18 protein-coding genes, 1 tRNA gene and 1 pseudogene are annotated in these 19,779 nt (G+C 73.2%); 3 read left to right on the plus strand and 17 right to left on the minus strand.

The window, feature by feature from the left end; genetic code table 11:
* Positions 1–31: 31 nt before the first annotated feature.
* From CWIS_RS05260 to glmU, 3 genes are all read right to left on the minus strand, one after another.
* Positions 32–622, minus strand: a complete 591-nt coding sequence (locus CWIS_RS05260; RefSeq protein WP_048342206.1) for a 50S ribosomal protein L25/general stress protein Ctc — start codon at positions 620–622, stop codon at positions 32–34.
* 295 nt (positions 623–917) lie between these two features.
* The gene (locus tag CWIS_RS05265) at positions 918–1,904 is read right to left on the minus strand and encodes a ribose-phosphate diphosphokinase (RefSeq protein WP_048342207.1); all 987 of its coding nucleotides are present in this window, start codon (positions 1,902–1,904) and stop codon (positions 918–920) included.
* Positions 1,901–3,568 (minus strand): bifunctional UDP-N-acetylglucosamine diphosphorylase/glucosamine-1-phosphate N-acetyltransferase GlmU, encoded by a 1,668-nt coding sequence (gene glmU / locus CWIS_RS05270; protein WP_048342208.1) that lies wholly within the window; start codon positions 3,566–3,568, stop codon positions 1,901–1,903. Before glmU ends, CWIS_RS05265 begins: the two co-directional genes overlap by 4 nt.
* A gap of 276 nt (positions 3,569–3,844) precedes the next feature.
* Between glmU and CWIS_RS05275 the strand changes: the two genes are divergently transcribed.
* Complete coding sequence (locus CWIS_RS05275) at positions 3,845–5,746, plus strand: carboxypeptidase regulatory-like domain-containing protein (RefSeq protein ID WP_156186557.1); 1,902 nt, start codon at positions 3,845–3,847, stop codon at positions 5,744–5,746.
* Here CWIS_RS05275 and CWIS_RS05280 read toward each other — a convergent pair.
* Positions 5,718–6,293: a hypothetical protein gene (locus tag CWIS_RS05280; RefSeq protein WP_048342210.1), complete on the minus strand. Its 576-nt coding sequence runs from the start codon at positions 6,291–6,293 to the stop codon at positions 5,718–5,720. The two genes, CWIS_RS05275 and CWIS_RS05280, sit on opposite strands and share 29 nt — an antisense overlap.
* Positions 6,294–6,385: 92 nt before the next feature.
* Positions 6,386–6,460: transfer RNA gene (locus CWIS_RS05285), tRNA-Gln, on the minus strand.
* A 342-nt stretch (positions 6,461–6,802) separates the two neighbouring features.
* On the opposite strand from CWIS_RS05285, the gene CWIS_RS05290 reads away from it, so the two are divergent.
* The gene (locus CWIS_RS05290; RefSeq protein ID WP_229747345.1) at positions 6,803–7,465 is read left to right on the plus strand and encodes a TetR/AcrR family transcriptional regulator; all 663 of its coding nucleotides are present in this window, start codon (positions 6,803–6,805) and stop codon (positions 7,463–7,465) included.
* Between the two features lie 63 nt (positions 7,466–7,528).
* Positions 7,529–8,071: a MarR family winged helix-turn-helix transcriptional regulator gene (locus CWIS_RS05295; protein WP_304413436.1), complete on the plus strand. Its 543-nt coding sequence runs from the start codon at positions 7,529–7,531 to the stop codon at positions 8,069–8,071.
* A gap of 78 nt (positions 8,072–8,149) precedes the next feature.
* Here CWIS_RS05295 and CWIS_RS05300 read toward each other — a convergent pair whose 3' ends face one another.
* The 12 genes and pseudogenes from CWIS_RS05300 to CWIS_RS05345 all read right to left on the minus strand — a co-directional run.
* Complete coding sequence (locus CWIS_RS05300; protein WP_369796489.1) at positions 8,150–9,523, minus strand: ABC-F family ATP-binding cassette domain-containing protein; 1,374 nt, start codon at positions 9,521–9,523, stop codon at positions 8,150–8,152.
* 2 nt (positions 9,524–9,525) lie between these two features.
* Positions 9,526–9,991, minus strand: a pseudogene (locus CWIS_RS19825) (ATP-binding cassette domain-containing protein); the annotation flags it as partial.
* A 40-nt stretch (positions 9,992–10,031) separates the two neighbouring features.
* Positions 10,032–10,496, minus strand: coding sequence for an SRPBCC domain-containing protein (locus tag CWIS_RS05305; RefSeq protein WP_048342213.1), 465 nt, complete (start codon positions 10,494–10,496; stop codon positions 10,032–10,034).
* Entirely contained in the window at positions 10,493–10,828 is a 336-nt protein-coding gene (locus CWIS_RS05310; RefSeq protein ID WP_048342214.1) for a helix-turn-helix transcriptional regulator, read from the minus strand. Before CWIS_RS05310 ends, CWIS_RS05305 begins: the two co-directional genes overlap by 4 nt.
* A gap of 60 nt (positions 10,829–10,888) precedes the next feature.
* A complete protein-coding gene (locus CWIS_RS05315) occupies positions 10,889–11,836 on the minus strand; it encodes a 4-(cytidine 5'-diphospho)-2-C-methyl-D-erythritol kinase (RefSeq protein ID WP_048342215.1) in 948 nt (315 codons plus the stop codon).
* Positions 11,833–12,792 (minus strand): 16S rRNA (adenine(1518)-N(6)/adenine(1519)-N(6))-dimethyltransferase RsmA, encoded by a 960-nt coding sequence (gene rsmA / locus CWIS_RS05320; RefSeq protein WP_048342216.1) that lies wholly within the window; start codon positions 12,790–12,792, stop codon positions 11,833–11,835. Before rsmA ends, CWIS_RS05315 begins: the two co-directional genes overlap by 4 nt.
* A 100-nt stretch (positions 12,793–12,892) precedes the next feature.
* On the minus strand, positions 12,893–14,134 hold the full coding sequence (locus CWIS_RS19765) for a resuscitation-promoting factor (RefSeq protein WP_082156239.1): 1,242 nt from the start codon (positions 14,132–14,134) through the stop codon (positions 12,893–12,895).
* Between the two features lie 352 nt (positions 14,135–14,486).
* Positions 14,487–15,692, minus strand: a complete 1,206-nt coding sequence (locus CWIS_RS05330; protein ID WP_048342218.1) for a ubiquitin-like domain-containing protein — start codon at positions 15,690–15,692, stop codon at positions 14,487–14,489.
* Positions 15,693–15,933: 241 nt separating this feature from the next.
* A complete protein-coding gene (locus CWIS_RS05335; protein WP_048342219.1) occupies positions 15,934–16,863 on the minus strand; it encodes a TatD family hydrolase in 930 nt (309 codons plus the stop codon).
* Positions 16,863–18,647 carry a methionine--tRNA ligase gene (gene metG / locus CWIS_RS05340; RefSeq protein WP_048342220.1) on the minus strand — a complete coding sequence of 595 codons (1,785 nt, stop codon included), beginning with the start codon at positions 18,645–18,647 and terminating at the stop codon, positions 16,863–16,865. Before metG ends, CWIS_RS05335 begins: the two co-directional genes overlap by 1 nt.
* Positions 18,648–18,816: 169 nt before the next feature.
* Positions 18,817–18,981, minus strand: coding sequence for a hypothetical protein (locus CWIS_RS18280; protein WP_156186558.1), 165 nt, complete (start codon positions 18,979–18,981; stop codon positions 18,817–18,819).
* A 54-nt stretch (positions 18,982–19,035) separates the two neighbouring features.
* On the minus strand, positions 19,036–19,779 hold a 744-nt coding region (locus CWIS_RS05345; RefSeq protein WP_048342235.1), incomplete at its 5' end, for a glycosyltransferase.

The following is a 19,779-nucleotide window of genomic DNA, read 5'->3' on the forward strand; positions in this document are numbered from 1 at the left end:
GCGTCGGCGTCGATCAGGTGCGAGCGGAGGCTCAGGCGCCTGCGGCCTCGGCGGCCGCAGCGTCCTCGGCAAGGTCCTCGGCCGACGCGCGCGGCGTCGAGATCGCGACGATCGCGAGGTCCGCGTCGTCCGACAGCGTCGAGCCCGTGGGCAGCGGGATGTCGCTGGCCTTGACGATCGTGCCGTCGGCCAGGCCCGTGATGTCGACCTCGACCGACGAGGGCAGGTGCGTGGCCTCGGCCTCGAGCGCCAGCGTCTGCGTCTCGACGACGTGGATCGTGCCGGGGGCGGACTCGCCGACGACCACGACGGGGATCTCGACGAGGACCTTCTCGCCCTTCTTCACGATGAGGAGGTCGACGTGCTCGATGACGTTGCGGACCGGCTCGCGCTGGACGTCCTTGGCGAGGGCGAGCACCGGCTTGCCGTCGATCTCGATCTCGAACAGCGCGTTGGCCTGCTTCACCGCGAGCATCGTCTGGTGGCCCGGCAGGGCGACGTGCACCGGCTCGGTGCCGTGCCCGTACAGGACGGCGGGGATCTGACCCGCGCGACGCAGGCGGCGCGCGGCACCCTTGCCGAACTCGGTGCGGGCGGTGGCGGCGAGCTTGACCTCGGACACGATGACTCCAGTGGTGCAGGGCGCACGGTGGCGCGCGGAACTGACGAAGGCTGGCGCTTGGGCCGGTGGTCCCACGAGGGGACGGAAGTTCAGGCGCAGCCTCGACGCGGGGCGCAGGACGGGCGTCACGCACACACGCGGAGGCGCTCGCCCAGTCGATCACGGACTGAACGGTGCGGTGGGTGGTGCTCCAACCGGCCGTCCGACGTCCCTCGCCGAGGCAACCCGAGGATCTTACAGGCTGCAGGGACCAGGCCCCAACCGGGGCCCGGTCACCGACCGGGCGACGTTCGTCTCAGGCGTTGCCGTCGAACAGGCTCGTCACCGAGCCGTCGTCGAACACCTCACGGATCGCGCGGGCGATCAGCGGGGCGATCGACAGGACCGTGAGCTGCTCGAAGCGCTTCTCGTCCTCGACCGGCAGCGTGTCCGTGATGACGACCTCACGCACGCCGCACGAGCTGAGGCGGCCCACGGCCGGCTCCGACAGGATGCCGTGCGTCGCGGCGACGATCACGTCCTTCGCGCCGGCCTCCTTGAGCACCCGCACGGCCTCGGCGATCGTGCCGCCCGTGTCGATCAGGTCGTCGACGAGCACGCACGAGCGGCCCTCGACGTCACCGACCACGCGGTTGGCGACCGACTTGTTGGCGGTGCGGACGTCACGCGTCTTGTGCACGAACGCGAGCGGGCCTCCGCCGAGCTTGGCGGCCCACTGCTCGGCCACGCGGATGCGACCGGCGTCGGGTGAGACCACAGTGACGTTCGTCAGGTCGACGCGCGAGCGCACGTAGTCCACAAGGATCGGCATGGCCCACAGGTGGTCCACAGGGCCGTCGAAGAAGCCCTGGATCTGCGACGTATGCAGGTCGACCGACATGATGCGGTCCGCACCGGCGGTCTTGAACATGTCGGCCAGCAGGCGCGCCGAGATGGGCTCACGGCCGCGGCTCTTCTTGTCCTGGCGCGCGTAGCCGTAGAACGGCGCGACGACCGTGATCGTCTTGGCCGAGGCGCGCTTGAGCGCGTCGACCATGAGCAGCTGCTCCATGATCCACTTGTTGATCACGGGCGAGGCGTGCGACTGCAGGACGAACGCGTCCGCACCGCGCACCGACTCCCCGAACCGCGTGTAGATCTCGCCGTTGGCGAAGTCGTACGCGGTGGTCGGGACGAGCTCGATGCCGAGCTCCTCGGCCACCGACTCGGACAGCTCGGCGTGCGCCCGGCCCGAGACGACGACCAGTCGCTTCTCGCCGTCGTGGGAGATGATCCCGGTCATCGCGTGTGCGTCCCCTCGGTGCCGTTCTCGGTGGTCCGTGCCGGGTCCGGCAGGTGGGCGGGCTGGTCGGGCAGGGTCGGCGGCGGCGTCACCGGGATGCCGCGGGCCGCGGTCGCGGCGCGCTCGCGCTCGGCACGGGCCTGCGGCGACAGGTCGTCGTCACCCGTCGAGCCGGTCGCCTTGGCGGCGGCCTCGGCCGCGGGGGTGCCCGCGCGTGAGCGCTGCACCCAGCCCTCGATGTTGCGCTGCGCACCCGCGCTCACGCCGAGCGCCCCGGCGGGGACGTCACGGCGGATCACCGAGCCGGCGCCGGTGTACGCGCCGTCGCCGATCGTGACCGGCGCGACGAACATGTTGTCCGCGCCCGTGCGGGCGTGCGAGCCGATCGTCGTGCGGTGCTTGTGCACGCCGTCGTAGTTGACCGTCACCGACGCGGCGCCGACGTTCGAGTGCTCGCCGATCGTCGCGTCCCCGATGTACGACAGGTGCGGGACCTTCGAGCCGTCGCCGATCTGCGCGTTCTTGGTCTCGACGAACGTGCCGATCTTGCCCTTGCGGCCCAGGACCGTGCCGGGGCGCAGGTACGCGAACGGTCCGACGCTGGCCTTCTCGCCGATCACCGCGAGGCTGCCGTGCGTGCGCGACACCGTCGCGCCCTTGCCGACCTCGACGTCGGTGAGCGTGGTGTCCGGGCCGATCTTCGCGCCCTCGCGGACCACCGTCGCGCCGTGCAGCTGCGTGCCGGGCAGGAGCGTCACGTCACGCTCGAGCTCCACGTCGACGTCGACCCACGTCGTGGCCGGGTCGACGATCGTGACGCCCTCGCGCATCCAGTCCTCGAGCAGGCGGCGGTTGAGCTCGGCTGCGAGCGCCGCGAGCTGGACGCGGTCGTTCACGCCCTCGACCGCGTACGGGTCGTCGGTGCGCAGCGCACGCACGTGGCCGCCGTCCTCACGCGCGATCGCCAGCACGTCGGTCAGGTACACCTCGCCCTGCGCGTTGTCGCGGCCCAGGCGCCCGAGCGCGCTGCGCAGCACCGCGGCGTCGAACACGTAGATGGAGGAGTTGATCTCGCCGATCGCACGCTCGTCGTCGGACGCGTCCTTGTGCTCGACGATCCGCAGCACGTCTCCCGTGCCGGGCTCGCGCACGATCCGGCCGTAGCCGGTCGCGTCCTCGAGCTCGGTGGTGAGCACCGTGACGGCGTTGCCGTCGGCGTGGTGGGCCGCGAGCAGCTCGCCCAGCGTGCCCGCGTCGAGCAGGGGGACGTCACCCGCGACGACGACGACCGCGCCCTCGAGCAGCACGCCCGACGCGGACCCGGGTACGCCCGGGCCGTCGAGCGCGGCCACCGCGCCGGCCTGCGCGGCGGCGTCGAGCGCCGACATCGCGACCTGGACCGCGCGGCCCGTGCCGGGGATGGCGTCCTGGTCGGCGATCAGCGCCTCGGGCGCGATGTCCGCGACGTGCGCGGCGACCTTCTCGCGCTCGTGCCGCACGACGACGACCACACGGGCCGGGTCGAGGGACTGAGCGGTCGCCAGCGCGTGCCCGAGCATGCTCCGGCCGGCCAGGGTGTGCAGGACCTTGGGTGTCGCCGAGCGCATCCGTGTTCCTTCGCCTGCGGCGAGGACGATGACGGCGGCTGGGCGGGGGGTGGTCACCTGTGGGTGCTCCTCGCGGGGTGTGCCCGACGAGCCGGGCGGCGGAACCGTGCGCGTCCGTCACTCTACCGCCGCGCTCCCCCGCTCCCGGACGGTCCGGGAGTCCCGGCCGTCCGGTGTGACCAAGGACCCACCCGCGTGCCGGGGCGACGACGACACGACCCCGACGCGCCGACCTGCGGCGGCACACCACCCGTTCGCCGGATCGACCGGCCGCCCCCGCTCTGCCACGGTGCTCACGGCGCGCACCGGGCGCGGCAGACAGGGGGCCTCGACATGAGGACACGCATCGCCGCGTCGATCGGCGCACTCGTACTCTCGCTCGGGGTGCTCCTGGCACCCGCTGCGTCCGCCGCGGACGAGACCTACACCGTCACGGCGACCGTCACGACGCGCGGCGGCACACCGATCCCGTACGCGGCCATCGAGATCCGTCCTGCCGGCGCGCCAGAGGACGCCGACCCGATCGCGCGGCAGGAGACGGCGTCCGACGGGAGCGCGATTCTCAAGGGCGTCGCCGTCGGCGACTACGTCGTCACCTACACGGAGTGGCGACAGTCGATCCCCGTGGCCGCGACCGTCACCGTCGACGGGCACGAGACCGTGTCCTTCGTCGACGAGAAGCTCGTCGCCCTGTCCGCCCGGCTCGTCGACGACGAGACCGGCAAGGCGGTCGACGATGGTTGGGTCAAGGGCCGACCCCGCGTCGGGGGCTACTCCTTCCTCAACCTGATCGGCGACGCGGACGGGCGCGGAACGACGTTCGCCCTCGCGGGCACCTACGACCTGTGGACGGTCGCGGGCGGCGGGTCGCACAACTACATGCCGACGCGCGTCGGGACGGTCACGCTCCGGGTCGGCCAGGACGTCACCGGACGCGTGTATCGCCTCGTTCGTCAGCCGCAGATCAAGGGCAGGGTCACCGCAGGCGGGAAGGGCAAGTCCGTCTGGATCCACGGCTCCCCCAACTTCAGCACCACCTCGGGCCCCAACGGGCGGTTCTCGAGCTATGAGGCACCTGGCAGCTACGTCCTGCACGTGCCGGGCGACGTCGGCTACTTCACCACGTACTCGGGCAGCACGGTACGCAGGCCCGACGCAGAGAAGATCGTGGTGCGGCCGGGACGCGACAGCGTCGCCGACATCGCGCTCGTGCAGCGCGCGACGGTCACCGGTCGCGTCGTGGGTCGCGACGGCCGGCCCGCCAAGGGCATCGCCGTCTACGCCGCGAACGTCGACCGCACGGGCAGGGTCAACGCGACGACCGACCGGGACGGGCGGTACACGCTGCGCGGGCTCGCGACCGGGCAGGTCTCGATCGTGGCGCAGGGCGGGACGTCGTCGCTGCCCGCCGAGGGCAAGGCGACCGTGTGGGCGCGTCAGGGCGAGACAGTCGCGGCCAAGCAGATCACGCTGATGGACGACGCGATCATCTACGGCCAGGTCAAGACCACGGGCTCGAGCCCCACCAAGCAGGACGTCTCGCTGTCGACCTCGTCGGGCGAGTTCCTCGGCACGTTCCGGCCCGACGCCGACGGCTGGGTCGGCTTTGCGGCGCTTCCCGCCGGGACGTACTACGTGCACGTCGACGGCTCGAACCTGCGCCGTCAGGTCGTCGTCCGCGCGCACAAGACGGCGACGTTCGGGACCCTCACGCGCGGCGAGCTGCGGACCGTGTCCGGCAAGGTCACCGACTGGGCGGGCAAGCCCGTCGCGGGGGCGTCCGTGCACGTCTACGACCAGTACGGCACGGCGTACGCGACGGTGCGCACCGGGTCCACCGGCAGGTACACGATCCGCAGCGTGGTCTCCGGCAGCTACCAGGTGAAGGTCACGCCGAAGGCGTCCAGCCCGCTCGCATGGGGGCAGGTCGCCCTCAGCGTGCGCGCCGGCAAGGACTCCGTGCGGGACGTGCGGCTCGGCAAGGGCGCGACCGTCACCGGGCTCGTCGTGAACACCAAGGGCAAGCCCGCGATCGGGGTCACGGTCTGGTCGCAGGAGGGCCACAAGGCCACGACCGACGCGACCGGCCGCTACACCCTCACGGGCGTCAAGCCGGGCCGGCAGACCCTGAAGATCACCGACCCCGACTACGTGGGCGGCTACCGCGACGCGACGACGACCGTGACCGCCAAGGGTGGCGCGACCGTCACCGCCGCGCGAGCGACCGTCCGCTGACCTCGTCCCCGCCTCGCCCGAGCGTCCACCGCCGGGCGAGGCGGCGGGCAGTCACCGCACCGACGACCACCGTCGCGCCGAAGCCGACGAGCAGCAGCGCGACCAGGTCGAGCTCGCGCCCCTCGCGCAGCGGGTGGTCCGCCAGGTCCACGAGCGCGGTGGTGGCGGTCCCCCAGCCGAGCACGACGCTCGTCGTCAGCACCCCGACGAGCCCGACGACCGCGCGCCGCGTGCGGGCCTCGATCGCCCCGCCGGCCGCGGCGGGCACCATCAGCACCGAGAACACGATCGCGATCCCGAGCGTCTCGACCACCGAGAACCCCGTCTCGGCGCCGACGACGTCCGCGACGAGCCGCATCAGCACCCGCGCGACGAGTGCCGTGCCCAGCCCGACGACGACCGCTGCCCCGCCCGCCGCGCCGACGGCCTTTCCCCACGCTCGCCTCGTGCGGTCCGTCCTCTCGGAGCGGTCGTCCGCAGGGGCGGGCTCGGAGGCGCCGAGCGGCACCGTCGGATCGGCGGTCAACGTGGCTTCGTCAGTCGTCATGCCGTCCCATGAGCCGACGACAGCCCGCGAGGTACCCGCGCACGCCACGATCACTCGTTCGTGTCGAGGTCACCGCCGCCGGACTGGATGGATGGCTCCGCCCCCAGGATTCGAACCTGGACCGCAAGGCTCCAAAGGCCTGCGTGCTGCCGTTACACCAGGGCGGATCGTCGGTCGCGCGCGGCGCCGACGGCGCCCCAGTCTGCCAGCCCGCCCCCCACAACCCGCACCGCCGCCCGGCACCCGACGAGCACGGCGCCGGAGGAGCACGGCCTCGGACGAGCACGGCGTCGAGATCGGCAGTTCGGCGTGAGATCGGCAGTCGGGAGTGCCGACCTCACGCGAGAGTGCCGACCTCACGGGAGAGTGCCGACCTCGCGCGGGGCCGCCGAGCTCACGCGGGGGGCGGGGGCTGGGCGAGCAGGGTGCTGGTGAGAAGCGGGGCTGGTGAGGGGCGTGGGCACGGCATGATGGGGGCCGTGGCGGAGAAGCGAGCACCTCGGTCCCGGATGACCGGGGTCCAGCGGCGTGCCCAGCTGCTCGACGTCTCGCGCAAGCTGTTCGCCGAGAAGGGGTTCGACGGCACGAGCGTCGAGGAGATCGCGGCGCGCGCCGAGGTGTCCAAGCCGGTGGTGTACGAGCACTTCGGCGGCAAGGAAGGGGTCTACGCGGTCGTCGTCGACCGCGAGATCCAGGGCCTGACCGGCGCGCTCACGGGTGCGCTCGAGGGCGGCGGGCACCCGAAGGTGCTGGTCGAGCGGACCGCGCTGGCGCTGCTGTCGTACATCGAGTCCAACGAGGACGGGTTCCGGATCCTCGTGCGGGACTCCCCCGTGGCGCAGGCGACCGGCACGTTCTCGAGCCTGATCGGCGACGTCGCCACGCAGGTCGAGCACCTGCTCGCCGACGAGTTCAAGAAGCAGGGTCAGGACCCGAAGGCCGCGCCCATCTATGCGCAGATGCTCGTCGGGATGGTGGCCCTGACGGGGCAGTGGTGGCTCGACGCGCGCCGGCCAGGCAAGACGGACGTCGCCGCTCACCTCGTGAACCTCGCGTGGAACGGGTTGTCCGCGCTCGAGCGCCGGCCCTCCCTCACGAAGGTCACCGTGGTCGAGTCGGCGCACGCGACGCCCGACGCCGCGGGGCGCGCGACGGCCGTCGACGCACCCTGACCCCCAGCCGGCCCTGGAACTCCACCCGCCGCCAGTTCGACAGGTCCGGGCGGGAGTTTGTCGATGTCGAGTAATCTCGTCGGCATGGCACCCGACGACGGCACGCCCCACGACGAGGTGGACCGGATCGTCGCTGCCTGGCAGCGCGAGCGGCCCGACCTGGACGTCCGCCCGCTCGAGGTGCTCTCGCGCGTGAGCCGCCTCGCACGGCACCTGGACCTCGCCCGGCGCGGCGCGTTCGAGCGCCACGACCTGGAGACCTGGGAGTTCGACGTGCTCTCCGCGCTGCGGCGCGCGGGTGCGCCGTACCGCCTGTCCCCCGGCGCGCTGCTGACGCTCACGCTCGTGACGTCCGGGACCATGACGAACCGCATCGACCGGCTCGCGGACAAGGGTCTGGTCGAGCGTCAGCCGTCGCCCGACGACCGGCGCGGCGTGCTCGTGCAGCTCACCCCGAGCGGCCTGGCGCGCGTGGACGCCGCGTTCGCGGACCTGCTCGACACCGAGCGCACGCTCCTGGGCGACCTGGCCGAGCCGGACCGCACGCAGCTCGCGGCGCTCCTGCGCGAGGCCCTCCTCCCGTTCGACTCCCCCCACACCCCCTGACCCCCCGCGCGACCCAGCGCCTGCTCCGGCCAACACCGGCGTGTCGCGCGAGCAAGCGCTGGGTCGCGGGCGGTGGGGTCAGGTGGTGAGCTCGGCGGCCTCCAGCCAGGCCTCTTCGAGCTCGTCGCGCTCGGCGGCCAGGGCGCGCAGCTCGGTGTCGAGACGCTGGATCGCCTCGTAGTCGGTGGCCTGGGCCGCGAGCTGGGTGTGCAGCGCGGACTCGAGCTCGGCGATCTTGGCCAGGCGGCGCTCGATGCGGGCGACCTCCTTGCGCGCGGTGCGCACGTCCGCGGCCGAGCGCGCCGGGGTCGGTGCCGCGCCGGCGCCGGTGGACGCGGTCTCGTCGGACGACGAGGGCTGCGCCGACGATCCCGACGAGGGCCCTGACGACGGTCCTGACGACGAGCCCGCTGTCAGCGCCGCACGACGCAGCGCGAGGTACTCCTCGACGCCGCCCGGCAGGTCGCGCAGGTTCCCGTCGCCGAGCAGCGCGAGCTGCCGGTCGCACACGCGCTCGAGCAGGTAGCGGTCGTGCGAGACGACGATCAGCGTGCCCGGCCAGCCGTCGAGCAGGTCCTCAAGAGCCGCGAGCGTGTCGGTGTCGAGGTCATTGGTCGGCTCGTCGAGCAGCAGCACGTTCGGCTCGCCGACGAGCAGGCGCAGCAGCGACAGCCGGCGGCGCTCGCCGCCGGACAGGTCCCGCACGGGCGTGCGCGCACGGTCGCGCGTGAAGCCGAGCCGTTCGACGAGCTGCGCCGCGGTGAGCTCCTTGCCGCCGACGACGACCGAGCGCTTCTCGGCCTCGATGACCTCGATGACCCGCAGGTCGGCGACCTCGTCGAGGTCCTCGACGTCCTGCTGCAGCTCGGCGACCTGGACCGTCTTGCCGCGCTTGACGCGGCCCGTGTCGGGCTTGAGGCGGCCGGACAGCAGGCGCAGCAGGCTCGTCTTGCCCGCGCCGTTGACGCCGACGAGCCCGTACCGGTCGCCCGGCCCGATCCGCCACGTGACGCCGTCCAGCAGCGTGCGGCCGCCGAACGCGAGCGTGACGTCCTCGACGTCGAGCACGTCCTTGCCGAGCCGCGCGGTCGCCATGCGCGACAGCTCGAGCGGGTCGCGCGGCGGCGGCTCGTCGGCGATGAGCGCGTTGGCGGCGTCGATGCGGAACTTGGGCTTGGACGTGCGTGCGGGAGCGCCGCGGCGCAGCCACGCAAGCTCCTTGCGCAGCAGGTTCTGCCGCTTCTCCTCGGTGACCGCCGCGGTCCGCGACCGCTCGGCGCGCGCGAGCACGTAGGCCGCGTAGCCGCCGTCGTACTGGTCGACCCCGCCGTCGTGCACCTCCCACGTGCGCGTGCAGACCGCGTCGAGGAACCAGCGGTCGTGGGTCACGACGACGAGCGCTCCCGAGCTGCGCGCGAACCGCTGGACCAGGTGATCGGCGAGCCAGGCCACACCCTCGACGTCGAGGTGGTTGGTGGGCTCGTCGAGCACGAGCACCTCGTCGTCGCGGACGAGCAGCGCGGCCAGGGCGACGCGGCGGCGCTGACCGCCGGACAGCGTGGCGACGTCGGCCTGCGGGTCGACGTCCGGCAGCAGGCCCGCGTGCACGGCGCGAATGCGCGGGTCCGAGGCCCACTCGTGCGCGTCCGCCGAGCCGTGGATCGCGTCGATCACGGTGCCGGGTGCCAGGTCGTCGCGCTGGTCGAGCATCGCCAGCCGGACGCCACCGGCACGCGTGACACGGCCGTCGTCGGGCTCCTGGACGCCCGCCAGGACGCGCAGCAGCGTGGACTTGCCGGCGCCGTTCGGGCCGACGACGCCGATGCGCTGCCCGTCGTCCAGCCCGAGGCTGACCTCGTCGAGGAGGACACGGGTGCCGAGCGCGAGGGTGACGCGATCCGCGCCGAGCAGGTGAGCCATGAGGGTACGAGGCTACCGGCCCGGCGCGGCACGTCCGCGCTCAGCGGGACAGGTACGCGCCCAGGGCGTCGAGGATGCTCGCGCACCCGGTCTCGCGGTTGACGGCGTCCTGCTCGCCGCCGGTGTACACGCCCTGCTCGATGTAGGTGAGCCGCGTCCCGCCGTCGACGGCCTCGAAGAGCGTGGTGACCAGCGACGTCGAGAAGTACTCCTCGCCGATCCACATGTCGTAGGTGTGCACGATCCGCCGGTTCTCGACGAGGTCGCTGTACCGGGCGACGAAGCGGCTGCGCGGGCCGTCGTGCCACACACCGTCCTCGACGGTCGTCCCGCCGACCCGGAAGTCGTGGCTGGCCTCGCTGGTCTCGAAGCCAGGGTCGTTGCCGAACCACTGCGCGCGCTCGTCGGCGTCGGCGTGCGCGGCCCACACGCGCTCCACGGGCACCGGGTAGGTGCGCTCGAGGGTGAACGTCGCGTGGGCGAGGTCGGTCGTCGTGCTGGTCATGGCTGCTCCTGGGATGCGTCGACGAGGTGCTCGCCGAGGCGGTCGAGGCGGCGCTCGGCCGGCGTGCGCTGGTGCTGGAGCCAGGCCGTCGGTCCGACGAGCGCGTCGGGGACGAGCGTGCAGGTGCGGACGCGGCCGACCTTGTGCGAGGTCACGATGCCCGCGGCCTCGAGCACCGCGAGGTGCTGCAGGACCGCCGGGAGCGACATCGCCAGGGGTTCGGCGAGCGTGCCGACCGTAGCGGGACCGCGGACGAGTCGTTCGACGATCGCCCGGCGGCTCGCGTCCGACAGGGCGCGGAACGCCGTGTCGAGATCGGAATGGTTAAGCATCTCCTTAAGTATCAGACCCGACGAGGCCACCGTCAAGAGGTGCGTGCGATCAGGAGGCGGTCAGTCGGTCGAGACGACGCGGGCACCGGGCACCGGGCCGGACGCCGTGAGCACCCGGTCCGCCGCACCCGAGGCGGTGAACGCCGCCGCGAGCACGAGCGCGTGCTGACGGCTGCGCGCCAGCGCGGCGACCGTGGGGCCCGAGCCCGAGACGATCACGCCCAGCGCGCCCGCGTCCTGCGCGACCGCGAGCGGCTCGGCCAGGCGCGGGTCGAGCTCCAGCGCCGCCGGCTGCAGGTCGTTGTGGAGCGCCGCGCCCAGCGCGCGGGCGTCCCCCGCGCGCAGCGCCTGCAGCAGCGGCACGTCGTCGTCCAGGTCCGGCGGGAGCGCCACGTCCTGTGCGTCCGCGCGCAGCGCGTCGAGCGCGCCGTACACCACGCCCGCCGACAGGCCGCGGTCCTGCACCGCGAACGCCCAGTGGAACTCGCCGCGCCCGAGCACCGGCGTGAGCAGGTCGCCGCGGCCCTGACCGACCGCGGTGTGACCCTGCAGGACGAACGGCACGTCCGAGCCGAGCCGCGCGGCCAGCGCGAGAAGGTCCGCGCGCGACAGCCCGGTCTGCCACAGCGCGTCGCACGCGAGGAGCGCCGCGGCGGCGTCCGCCGAACCGCCGGCCATACCGCCCGCCACGGGCACGCCCTTGTCGATGTGCAGGTGGACGCCCTCGTCGATCCCCGCGGCCTCGGCCAGCAGCTCCGCGGCACGCAGCGCGAGGTTCGACGCGTCGGTCGGCACGAGCTCGTGCTGCGGACCCGAGACCGTCACCACGCGCTCGTCGGACGTGCGCGCCGTGACCTCCTCGAACACCGAGACGGCTTGGAAGACGGTCGTCAGCGCGTGGTAGCCGTCGCGGTCGACCGGCCCCACGTGGAGCGAGAGGTTGACCTTGCCGGGGGCGCGCACACGCACCTCGCGCGTGGTGGCGACGTCCACCGGGCTCAGCGTCACGGCTCCACTGTGCCAGCCCGCGACCGACCGCGCGGGTCAGGCCGCAGGCTGACCTCCGGAAGGCGCTCCGCGATCCGGGCGAACCCCCCGATGTCGACCGTCTCACCGCGCGCCTGCGCGTCGACCCCGGCCTCGGCCAGGGCGGTCACCGTGGCCTCGCCCGAGCCGAACAGCGGCGCGAGCGCCGCGCGCAGCATCTTGCGACGCTGCGCGAACGCGGTGTCGACGACCTGGAACACCTGCTCACGCGTCGCGGACGTGCGCGGCGGCTCGCGGCGGTCCAGCCGGACGAGCGCCGAGTCGACGTTCGGGACCGGCCAGAACACCGAGCGCCCGATCGTGGACGTGCGGCGGACGTGGGCGTACCAGGCGGCCTTCGCCGAGGGCACGCCGTACGTCCGGCTCCCCGGCGGCGCAGCGAGCCGGTCGGCGACCTCGGCCTGCACCATGACGAGCCCGTGCTCGAGCGAGTCGAACCGCTCGAGGAACGTCAGCAGCACGGGCACCGAGACGTTGTAGGGCAGGTTCGCGACGAGCGCGCGCGGCGGCGGCCCGGGGAGCTGGGTGACCTCGAGCGCGTCGCGCAGCACGACCGTGAGCCGCGCGCGGCCCTCGTCGTCCCGCAGCACCGCGTGACCGTCCTCGTCATCGACGCGGTGCAGCCCCGGCACGTGCGTGGCGACCGTCTCGGGGAGCAGGCGCGCGAGCACGGGGTCGATCTCGACCGCCACGACGTCCGCGTCCGCCTCGAGCAGCCCGAGCGTGAGCGACCCCAGGCCCGGTCCGATCTCGACCACGCGCATCCGCGGCTCGACGTCGGCCTGACGCACGATCTTGCGGACCGTCCCGCCGTCGAGCACGAAGTTCTGCCCGAGCGTCTTCGTCGGCCGCACGCCCGCACGCTCCGCGAGCTCGCGGATCTGGGCGGGCCCGAGCAGCGTCACGGGCGAGGTCATGCCCGCAAGCCTACGAGGGCGCCCGCCCCGGTCACGCCACCACACCCCTCGCGGGTGCGGGACGGACCAGGACGGGCGCCCTCGTCGTGCGGGTGTGCGCTCAGCTGAACAGGCGCGGGCCGCAGTGCGGCCACTGCCCGGCGCCGGAGCGCAGGTAGAGCATCTTGGCGCGCGACGTCTGCTCCGCGGGCGACGCCTGCGAGGGCAGGCCCGCGCCGCCGACCGAGCGCCACGTGCCCACCGAGAACTGGTAGAGGCCGTGGTAGAGGCCGTTCGCCGAGACGATCGACGGGTTGCCGCCGGACTCGCACTTGGCGAGCGCCGCCCAGTTCAGCGAGTCCGCGTCGCGCGTGTCACCGATCGGGCCAGCCTTGCCGGAGCCGCCGCCGCCCGTGGTCACGGGGCGCTTCTTGGTGCCGACCGCGACGACCTCGTCGACCGGGTTGCGCGTCTGGGTGTCGGCGACGAGCACGCGCTCGGTCTCCTTGCCGTCGACCGTCGTCACGCGCTCGACGATCGTCCGCGCACCCGCGACACCCTTGGTCGCGACGACCTTGGTGCCCTGGTAGCGCGACGCGTCGTCCTTCGTGCTCGACGAGAACGCGACCTCCTCGGTCCGCGTCACGGTCTGGATCGTGACGCGCTGCACGACGACGCGCACGTCGCCGGAGTCGTCGTTGTCGAGCGCGACCGTGTCGTAGGCGCCGAGCTCGATGCCGGCCGACTCGAGCGCGTCCGCGACCGTGGTGCGCGCGTCGTCGACCGCGACCTCGCCGCCGTCGACGACGATCGTCGCCGGGCCGCGCAGGGACAGGTCGAGCGCGAGCTCGGGACGGCCGCCACCGGACCGCGAGGCCACGATCTGGACCGCGGGGTCGCGCACGGCGAGCAGGTCGAGCGCCTCGTCGGCCGTGAGCGCGGTGGTCCACACCGTGCGCTCCTTGCCGTCCTGGGCGACGGTCACCTCGCGCGCGTGGCGCACGGTGACCACGTCGCCGTCGGACAGGCCGCCGGTCGGGCTGACCGCGTCGCGCTCGGCGACCACGACGCCCTCGTCGTCGAGCAGCCCCTCGACGGAGCCGGAGAACGTGGAGACCTCGCGGGCCTGACCGTCGACGTCGATCGTCACGGTCTTGTGCGCGTGGGCGAAGGCGGCGGTGCCGCCGGCCAGGACGAGTGCACCGGCCGCGATCGCGGCGGGCAGGGCCAGGCGTCGGCCCGGGCGGCCGCCCTGGTTCTCGGTGCTGGGGGTCGTCGTGGGGTCCACGGTGCTGTCCGTGGCGTCCGACGAGGTGGCGCGCTGGCGCGCGAAGGGGCGGACGATGCGGGTCGAGAAGGTCACGGGGCTCCAGCCGTCGTGATTCCCGGGCACGGGGGGCGGAGCGCGTCCAGCACGGACGCCCGACGTGCCTCGCCGGCAGGAGCCGGTGCGTGCCGTGACGGCTGGAGGGAGCCGTCACCGTCGGTTCCGGATCCCCGATCCGGCTGACAGTGGCCTGGCCCGCACGTGCCGGGCCGACCTCGCCGTGTCTCCGGTCCGCAGGACGCACGGGACACGAACGGAGTAACGACAGGCGACCGTAACCTGATCGTGATCCGGCCGCCAACCGTTGTTGCCCCGGGCTGCGGCGCGGTCAGACCATGCGGAAGTCGCCCCGGGCCCGCGCGCAGGTCGAGTGATGGTCAAGAAATCGTCAGTACCAGTGCTTCTGGGTAAAGTGCGCCCACGCCCCGCACGGGGTCTTGTAACGGCTCTTGATGTAGTTCAGGCCCCATGTGATCTGCGTCGCAGGATTCGTCCGCCAGTCGCTCGCGATCGAGGCCATCTTCGAGCCCGGCAGCGCCTGCGGGATGCCGTACGCACCCGAGCCCTTGTTGTGGGCGTCGACCCGCCACCCGCTCTCGTGGTTCCAGAGCGTGAGCAGGCAGGCGAACTGGTCGTCGCCCCAGCCCCGAGCCGCGGCCATCTCCTTGCCCAGCGCCTGCGCGCTGCCCGGGGAGACCTTCGCGTTCGTCGGGAGCTGCGACGTCCCGACCTTGACGATCTGCGTCACGGGCGTCGTCGTGATGATCGACGTGACCACCGTGCGGCCGACCACGACGCCACCGACCACGTCGAGGTCGTACGTCGTGGTGCGCACGCCCGCACGCCCGGCCTGCGTGACGATCCGCGTGCCCTTGATGAGGTCGTCGTCCTCGATCTCCTGCGTCTCGAACGGCAGCGCCTCGGTGACGACCTCGCCACCGGTCTGCCCGCGCGTGACCAGCACCGCGAGCCCGTCGACCGCCGCGGCGTCGAGCGGCACCGAGAGCTGGTCGCCCTCGTTCATCACGAGCCCGATGTCCCGCAGCGCGTCGCGCACGGTGCTCGCCGTGGAGACGCCGTCGATCACCTGGCCGTCGACGACGAGGTGGATGGTCTTCTGCGTCGAGACGTGCAGCGTTCCGCGCCCGAGGGACGACGAGCGCGACGCCGACAGTCGGACCTCACCGTCGCGCAGCCCGAGCGCCTCGACGGCCTCGCCGACGGTCAGCGCCGTGGTCCACACCGTCTCCGGGGCGCCGTCGACCTCGACCTGGAGCTGCCGCGCGTGCCGCACGACGATCTGCTCGCCCTTGGCCACGGCCTCGCCGGTGCCGGGTGCGACGAGGTCGCGCTCCCCGACCGCGATGCCGCCCGCGGCGAGCACCTGGCCGACCGTGCGACCGAAGCCCTCGACCTGCACGAGCTGACCGTCGACGTCGACGGTCACCTCCTTGTGCAGCACCGCGAACGCGCTGGTGGCCCCGACGACGAGCGCGACGACGAGTCCCTGCGCGAGCCGCGCACCCGCTCGGCGTGAACCGCTCGCCGACCCCGCGGCAGCACGGCGCCTGGGGCTCTGGTGCGCGGAGCTCACGCTGCGAGTCCTTCCGCCGTCGGGTCTGAGATCGGATCTGTCCTGCTCGTCAGCCCTGCCCCGGCCGGACGCTGGACCGACCGTAACTGATTCGTGATCGGCCGCGGTAGCCGGTCGCTGGACAGTTCCACGGGCTGGTCACCCGGTCGCGCGATGCTGTCCGGCGTGTCGCTCGGCGTGTCGCGCTGAGGGGTGTCCTGCCGTGCGAGCGGCGGCGTCCCGCGCTGCGGACACGGGGCGGTCACCACGCGCCGTACACCGCCTCCGACGTCCGTGACAGGGTCGCGCACAGCTCCGCCAGGTCCGCACCGCGCGCGTCGGCCAGCGCCCGGACCGTCCCGGGCAGCAGGTACGGCGCGTTCGGCCGGCCGCGGTGCGGATGCACCGTGAGGTACGGGGCGTCCGTCTCGACCAGCAGGAGCTCGGCGGGCAGCGCGCGCGCCGCGTCCCGCAGGTGCTCGTTCGACGGGAACGAGACGGGCCCCGCGAACGAGCAGAACCAGCCGTGCTCGGCCGCGACCGCGGCGAGCCCCGGACCGCCCGAGAAGCAGTGGAACACCGTGCGCTCGGGGGCGCCGTCACGCAGCAGCACCTCGACGACCTCGTCGTGCGCGTCCCGGTCGTGGATCTGCAGCGCGAGCCCGAGCTCCTTGGCGAGCGCGACGTGCGCGCGGAACGCCTCGAGCTGGACCTCGCGCCCGCGCGGACCCGCCCGGAAGAAGTCGAGCCCCGTCTCGCCGATCGCGCGGATCCGGGGGTTGCCGCGGGCCGTGCGCGCCACGAGGTCGAGCGCCTCGTCGAGCGCCAGGTCGTGGTGCGGCGCAGGGTCCGGGTCGAGGCCGTCCGGCGCGACCTCGTGCACGCCCGCGTGCAGCACGGCCTCGTTGGGGTGGATCGCGACCGCCCCGAGCAGCGCGGCGTGCTCGCGCACGACCTCGTCCGTCCAGCGCACGGCCGCCACGTCGCAGCCCACCTGCACGAGCCGCGGCACGCCCACGCGCGCGGCGCGCTCGAGCTGCGCGGCCAGGCTGGGCGGCGCGGACTCGTCCGTGCCGTCCCAGCCGGGCGCGCGCCAGCCGACGACCGTCTCGAGGTGCGTGTGGTTGTCGACGACCGGCAGCGGCAACGGTTCCGGGGGCGCGGGCCACCCGCGCTCACGTGCGCGCGCCATCAGCGGGCCTGGTAGCGCTCGAGCTCCTCCTCGACGATCGAGTCGTCGAGCTTGGTGAACACCGGCGTGGGCTTGGCCACGGGCGTCCCGGGCACCAGCCGCGCCGACGCCCAGGCCGGCACGTCGCGGTAGTCGCCCGTGATGACCGGGTAGTGGCGCGAGTCGTCGTCGAGGTCCGTGACCTCGTCGATGCGCGGCTGCGGCGCGAACACGCCCGTGCCACCCAGCGTCTCGTGCACCTTCTGCGCCGAGTGCGGCAGGAACGGCGCGAGCAGCGTGTTGGCGTCGCTCACGACCTGCGCCGCGGTGTTCAGCACCGTGCCCAGCCGCTCGCGGTCGCCCGTGAGCTTCCACGGCTCGGTCTCCGAGACGTACCGGTTGGCGTCCTGGACCAGGCGCATCGCCGCGTCGATCCCCGCGCGGTGGCGGTGCGTGCCGATCAGCTCGCCCACCTTCGCGAAGGACTCCGACGACTGGCGCAGCATCGCCGCGTCGACCTCGTGCAGCTCGCCCGCGGCCGGGATCTCGCCGAAGTTCTTGTGGATCATGCTCGCGGTGCGGTTCACGAGGTTGCCCCAGCCGGCCACGAGCTCGTCGTTGGTGCGCCGCAGGAAGTCCGCCCACGTGAAGTCCGCGTCCTGGTTCTCCGGACCGGCGACCGAGATGAAGTAGCGCAGCGCGTCCGGCTGGTAGCGCGCGAGCATGTCGCGCACGTAGATGACGATGCCGCGCGACGACGCGAACTTCTTGCCCTCCATGGTGAGGAACTCGCTGCTGACGACCTCGGTCGGCAGCTGCAGGTCCCCGAACACGCCGGGCGTGCCGCCCCGGGCGCCCTTCCCGTCGTAGGCCAGCAGCTCCGCGGGCCAGATCTGGGAGTGGAAGGTGATGTTGTCCTTGCCCATGAAGTAGTACGAGAGCGCGGCCGGGTCGTTCCACCACTGGCGCCACGCGTCGTCGTCGCCCGACCGGCGCGCCCACTCGACCGACGCCGACAGGTACCCGATCACCGCGTCGAACCACACGTACAGGCGCTTGTTCGGGTTCTCCTCCCAACCGGCCAGCGGCACGGGGATCCCCCAGTCGATGTCGCGCGTCATGGCGCGCGGGCGCATGTCGTCGATGAGGTTGAGGCTGAAGTTCAGGACGTTCGGGCGCCAGTCCTTGCGGCCGCGCAGCCAGGTCTCGAGCGCGTTCGCGAACGCCGGCAGGTCGAGGAAGAAGTGCGTCGACTCGACGAACTTCGGGGCCTCGCCGTTCACGCGGCTGCGCGGGTTGATCAGGTCGATCGGGTCGAGCTGGTTGCCGCAGTTGTCGCACTGGTCGCCGCGTGCGCCGTCGTAGCCGCAGATCGGGCACGTGCCCTCGATGTAGCGGTCCGGCAGCGTGCGGCCCGTGCTCGGGCTGATCGCGCCCATGGTCGTCTTCTCGACCATGTAGCCGTTCTTGTGCACCGTGCGGAACATCTCCTGGACGACCGCGTAGTGGTTGCGCGTCGTCGTCCGCGTGAACAGGTCGTACGTCAGGCCGAGCGCCGCGAGGTCCTCGACGATCACGCGGTTGTACGTGTCCGCGAGCGCCTGGGGCGTCGTGCCCTGCTTCTCGGCCTCGACCAGGATCGGCGTCCCGTGCTCGTCGGTGCCCGAGACCATCAGCACGTCGTGACCCGCCATGCGCATGTAGCGCGAGAAGACGTCCGAGGGGACGCCGAAGCCGGCGACGTGACCGATGTGGCGGGGACCGTTCGCGTAGGGCCACGCGACGGCCGACAGGATGCGGGACATGCGGTGATCCTAGGTGAGCCGCCGTCGCACCCGGGGTCGAGACCGGGGGACGGACCTCGAGTCGTCGCGATGCACGACGAGCGCGCCCCGACGGGCCGGTGCCCGTCCGGGACACGCCCGTCGGCTCAGCCCGGGTTCCGGCGCGGCGGCCGGGCGGTCGACCCGCGACTCATCGCGAGGACGGCCCCAGGGCGAGGCGCCGCTTGGCGACGCGAGCGACCGCGAGCGCCGCGAGGCCCGCCACGAAGAGGGTCCACCCGGCGACCCACCCCTGCGCCACGCTCGCGCCGGTCAGCGCCAGCGCGCCCATCGAGGTCGCGTCGAGCTCGTACATGGTGTTGCTCCTTCCTCGCCCGACAGCTCGGGCGTCCACGGGTTCCGGCGCACGTCACGGCGCGCCGGTCGGGTTGGCGGTGACGTGGTTCCACGTCACGTCGCGCCGTGCGGCCGCGCACACGACCGCACGCAGGAACGCCGCCTGCAGGGCGGCGTCGTAGACGATCTCGGGGATCACCGCCGCGGCGAGCAGGCGACCGTCGCGGCCCACGGGCCACACGGTCACGAGCCGGTTGACGACGAAGACCCCGCCGATCGCCAGCCAGAAGGGGCTGACGGCGAACACCCCGGCGACGACCGAGGCCACGGTCAGCACCGTGAGCAGCGCGAGCGTCGCCATGCCGACGCCGATCATCAGCTGCTGCCCGACGTACCGCGCGGTGGTCCGCGTGAACCCGTACTCCCGCAGGTTGTCGAGCATCCCCTTGTACCAGCGCACGCGCTGGCGATGCAGGTCGCCCCACGTCGGCATGAGCTCGGTGAGGCACACGCACTCCTGCGGCGCCTCGAGCCGCCAGCCCAGCGTCTTGAGCGCGAGCGTGAGCTCGGAGTCCTCGGTGATGGCGGTGCGGTCGTACACGTCCCCGGGGCTGCCGGGCAGCCGCCGGCCGCGCTCGGCGGCCACCTCGTCGAGCGCGGGGAGGCGGAACATCGACGCGGTCCCCGTCACGACGCTCACGCGCTGCGTCGTGAGGATCTGCGTGCGGTAGCGCTCGTACTCGTTGGCCTGCAGCTGCTGCAGCACGGACCGCGGGCGCTCGCCCACGAAGATCCCGCTCACCGCGCCGAGCCGTAC

The sequence above is a fragment of the Cellulomonas sp. A375-1 genome (assembly GCF_001040865.1).
GTDB classification, from domain to species: Bacteria; Actinomycetota; Actinomycetes; order Actinomycetales; family Cellulomonadaceae; genus Cellulomonas; species Cellulomonas gelida.

What these genes read in the sequence shown, in the direction of transcription:
- CWIS_RS05290 (WP_229747345.1), top strand. Translation starts at nt 6,803, where the DNA reads ATGACCGGGGTCCAGCGGCGTGCCCAGCTGCTCGACGTCTCGCGCAAG.
- CWIS_RS05335 (WP_048342219.1), bottom strand. Translation starts at nt 16,863, where the DNA reads ATGGCGCGCGCACGTGAGCGCGGGTGGCCCGCGCCCCCGGAACCGTTG.
- CWIS_RS18280 (WP_156186558.1), bottom strand. Translation starts at nt 18,981, where the DNA reads ATGTACGAGCTCGACGCGACCTCGATGGGCGCGCTGGCGCTGACCGGC.
- rsmA (WP_048342216.1), bottom strand. Translation starts at nt 12,792, where the DNA reads ATGACCTCGCCCGTGACGCTGCTCGGGCCCGCCCAGATCCGCGAGCTC.
- CWIS_RS05305 (WP_048342213.1), bottom strand. Translation starts at nt 10,496, where the DNA reads ATGACCAGCACGACGACCGACCTCGCCCACGCGACGTTCACCCTCGAG.
- CWIS_RS05280 (WP_048342210.1), bottom strand. Translation starts at nt 6,293, where the DNA reads ATGACGACTGACGAAGCCACGTTGACCGCCGATCCGACGGTGCCGCTC.
- CWIS_RS05310 (WP_048342214.1), bottom strand. Translation starts at nt 10,828, where the DNA reads ATGCTTAACCATTCCGATCTCGACACGGCGTTCCGCGCCCTGTCGGAC.
- CWIS_RS05295 (WP_304413436.1), top strand. Translation starts at nt 7,529, where the DNA reads ATGTCGAGTAATCTCGTCGGCATGGCACCCGACGACGGCACGCCCCAC.
- CWIS_RS05265 (WP_048342207.1), bottom strand. Translation starts at nt 1,904, where the DNA reads ATGACCGGGATCATCTCCCACGACGGCGAGAAGCGACTGGTCGTCGTC.
- metG (WP_048342220.1), bottom strand. Translation starts at nt 18,647, where the DNA reads ATGTCCCGCATCCTGTCGGCCGTCGCGTGGCCCTACGCGAACGGTCCC.
- CWIS_RS05275 (WP_156186557.1), top strand. Translation starts at nt 3,845, where the DNA reads ATGAGGACACGCATCGCCGCGTCGATCGGCGCACTCGTACTCTCGCTC.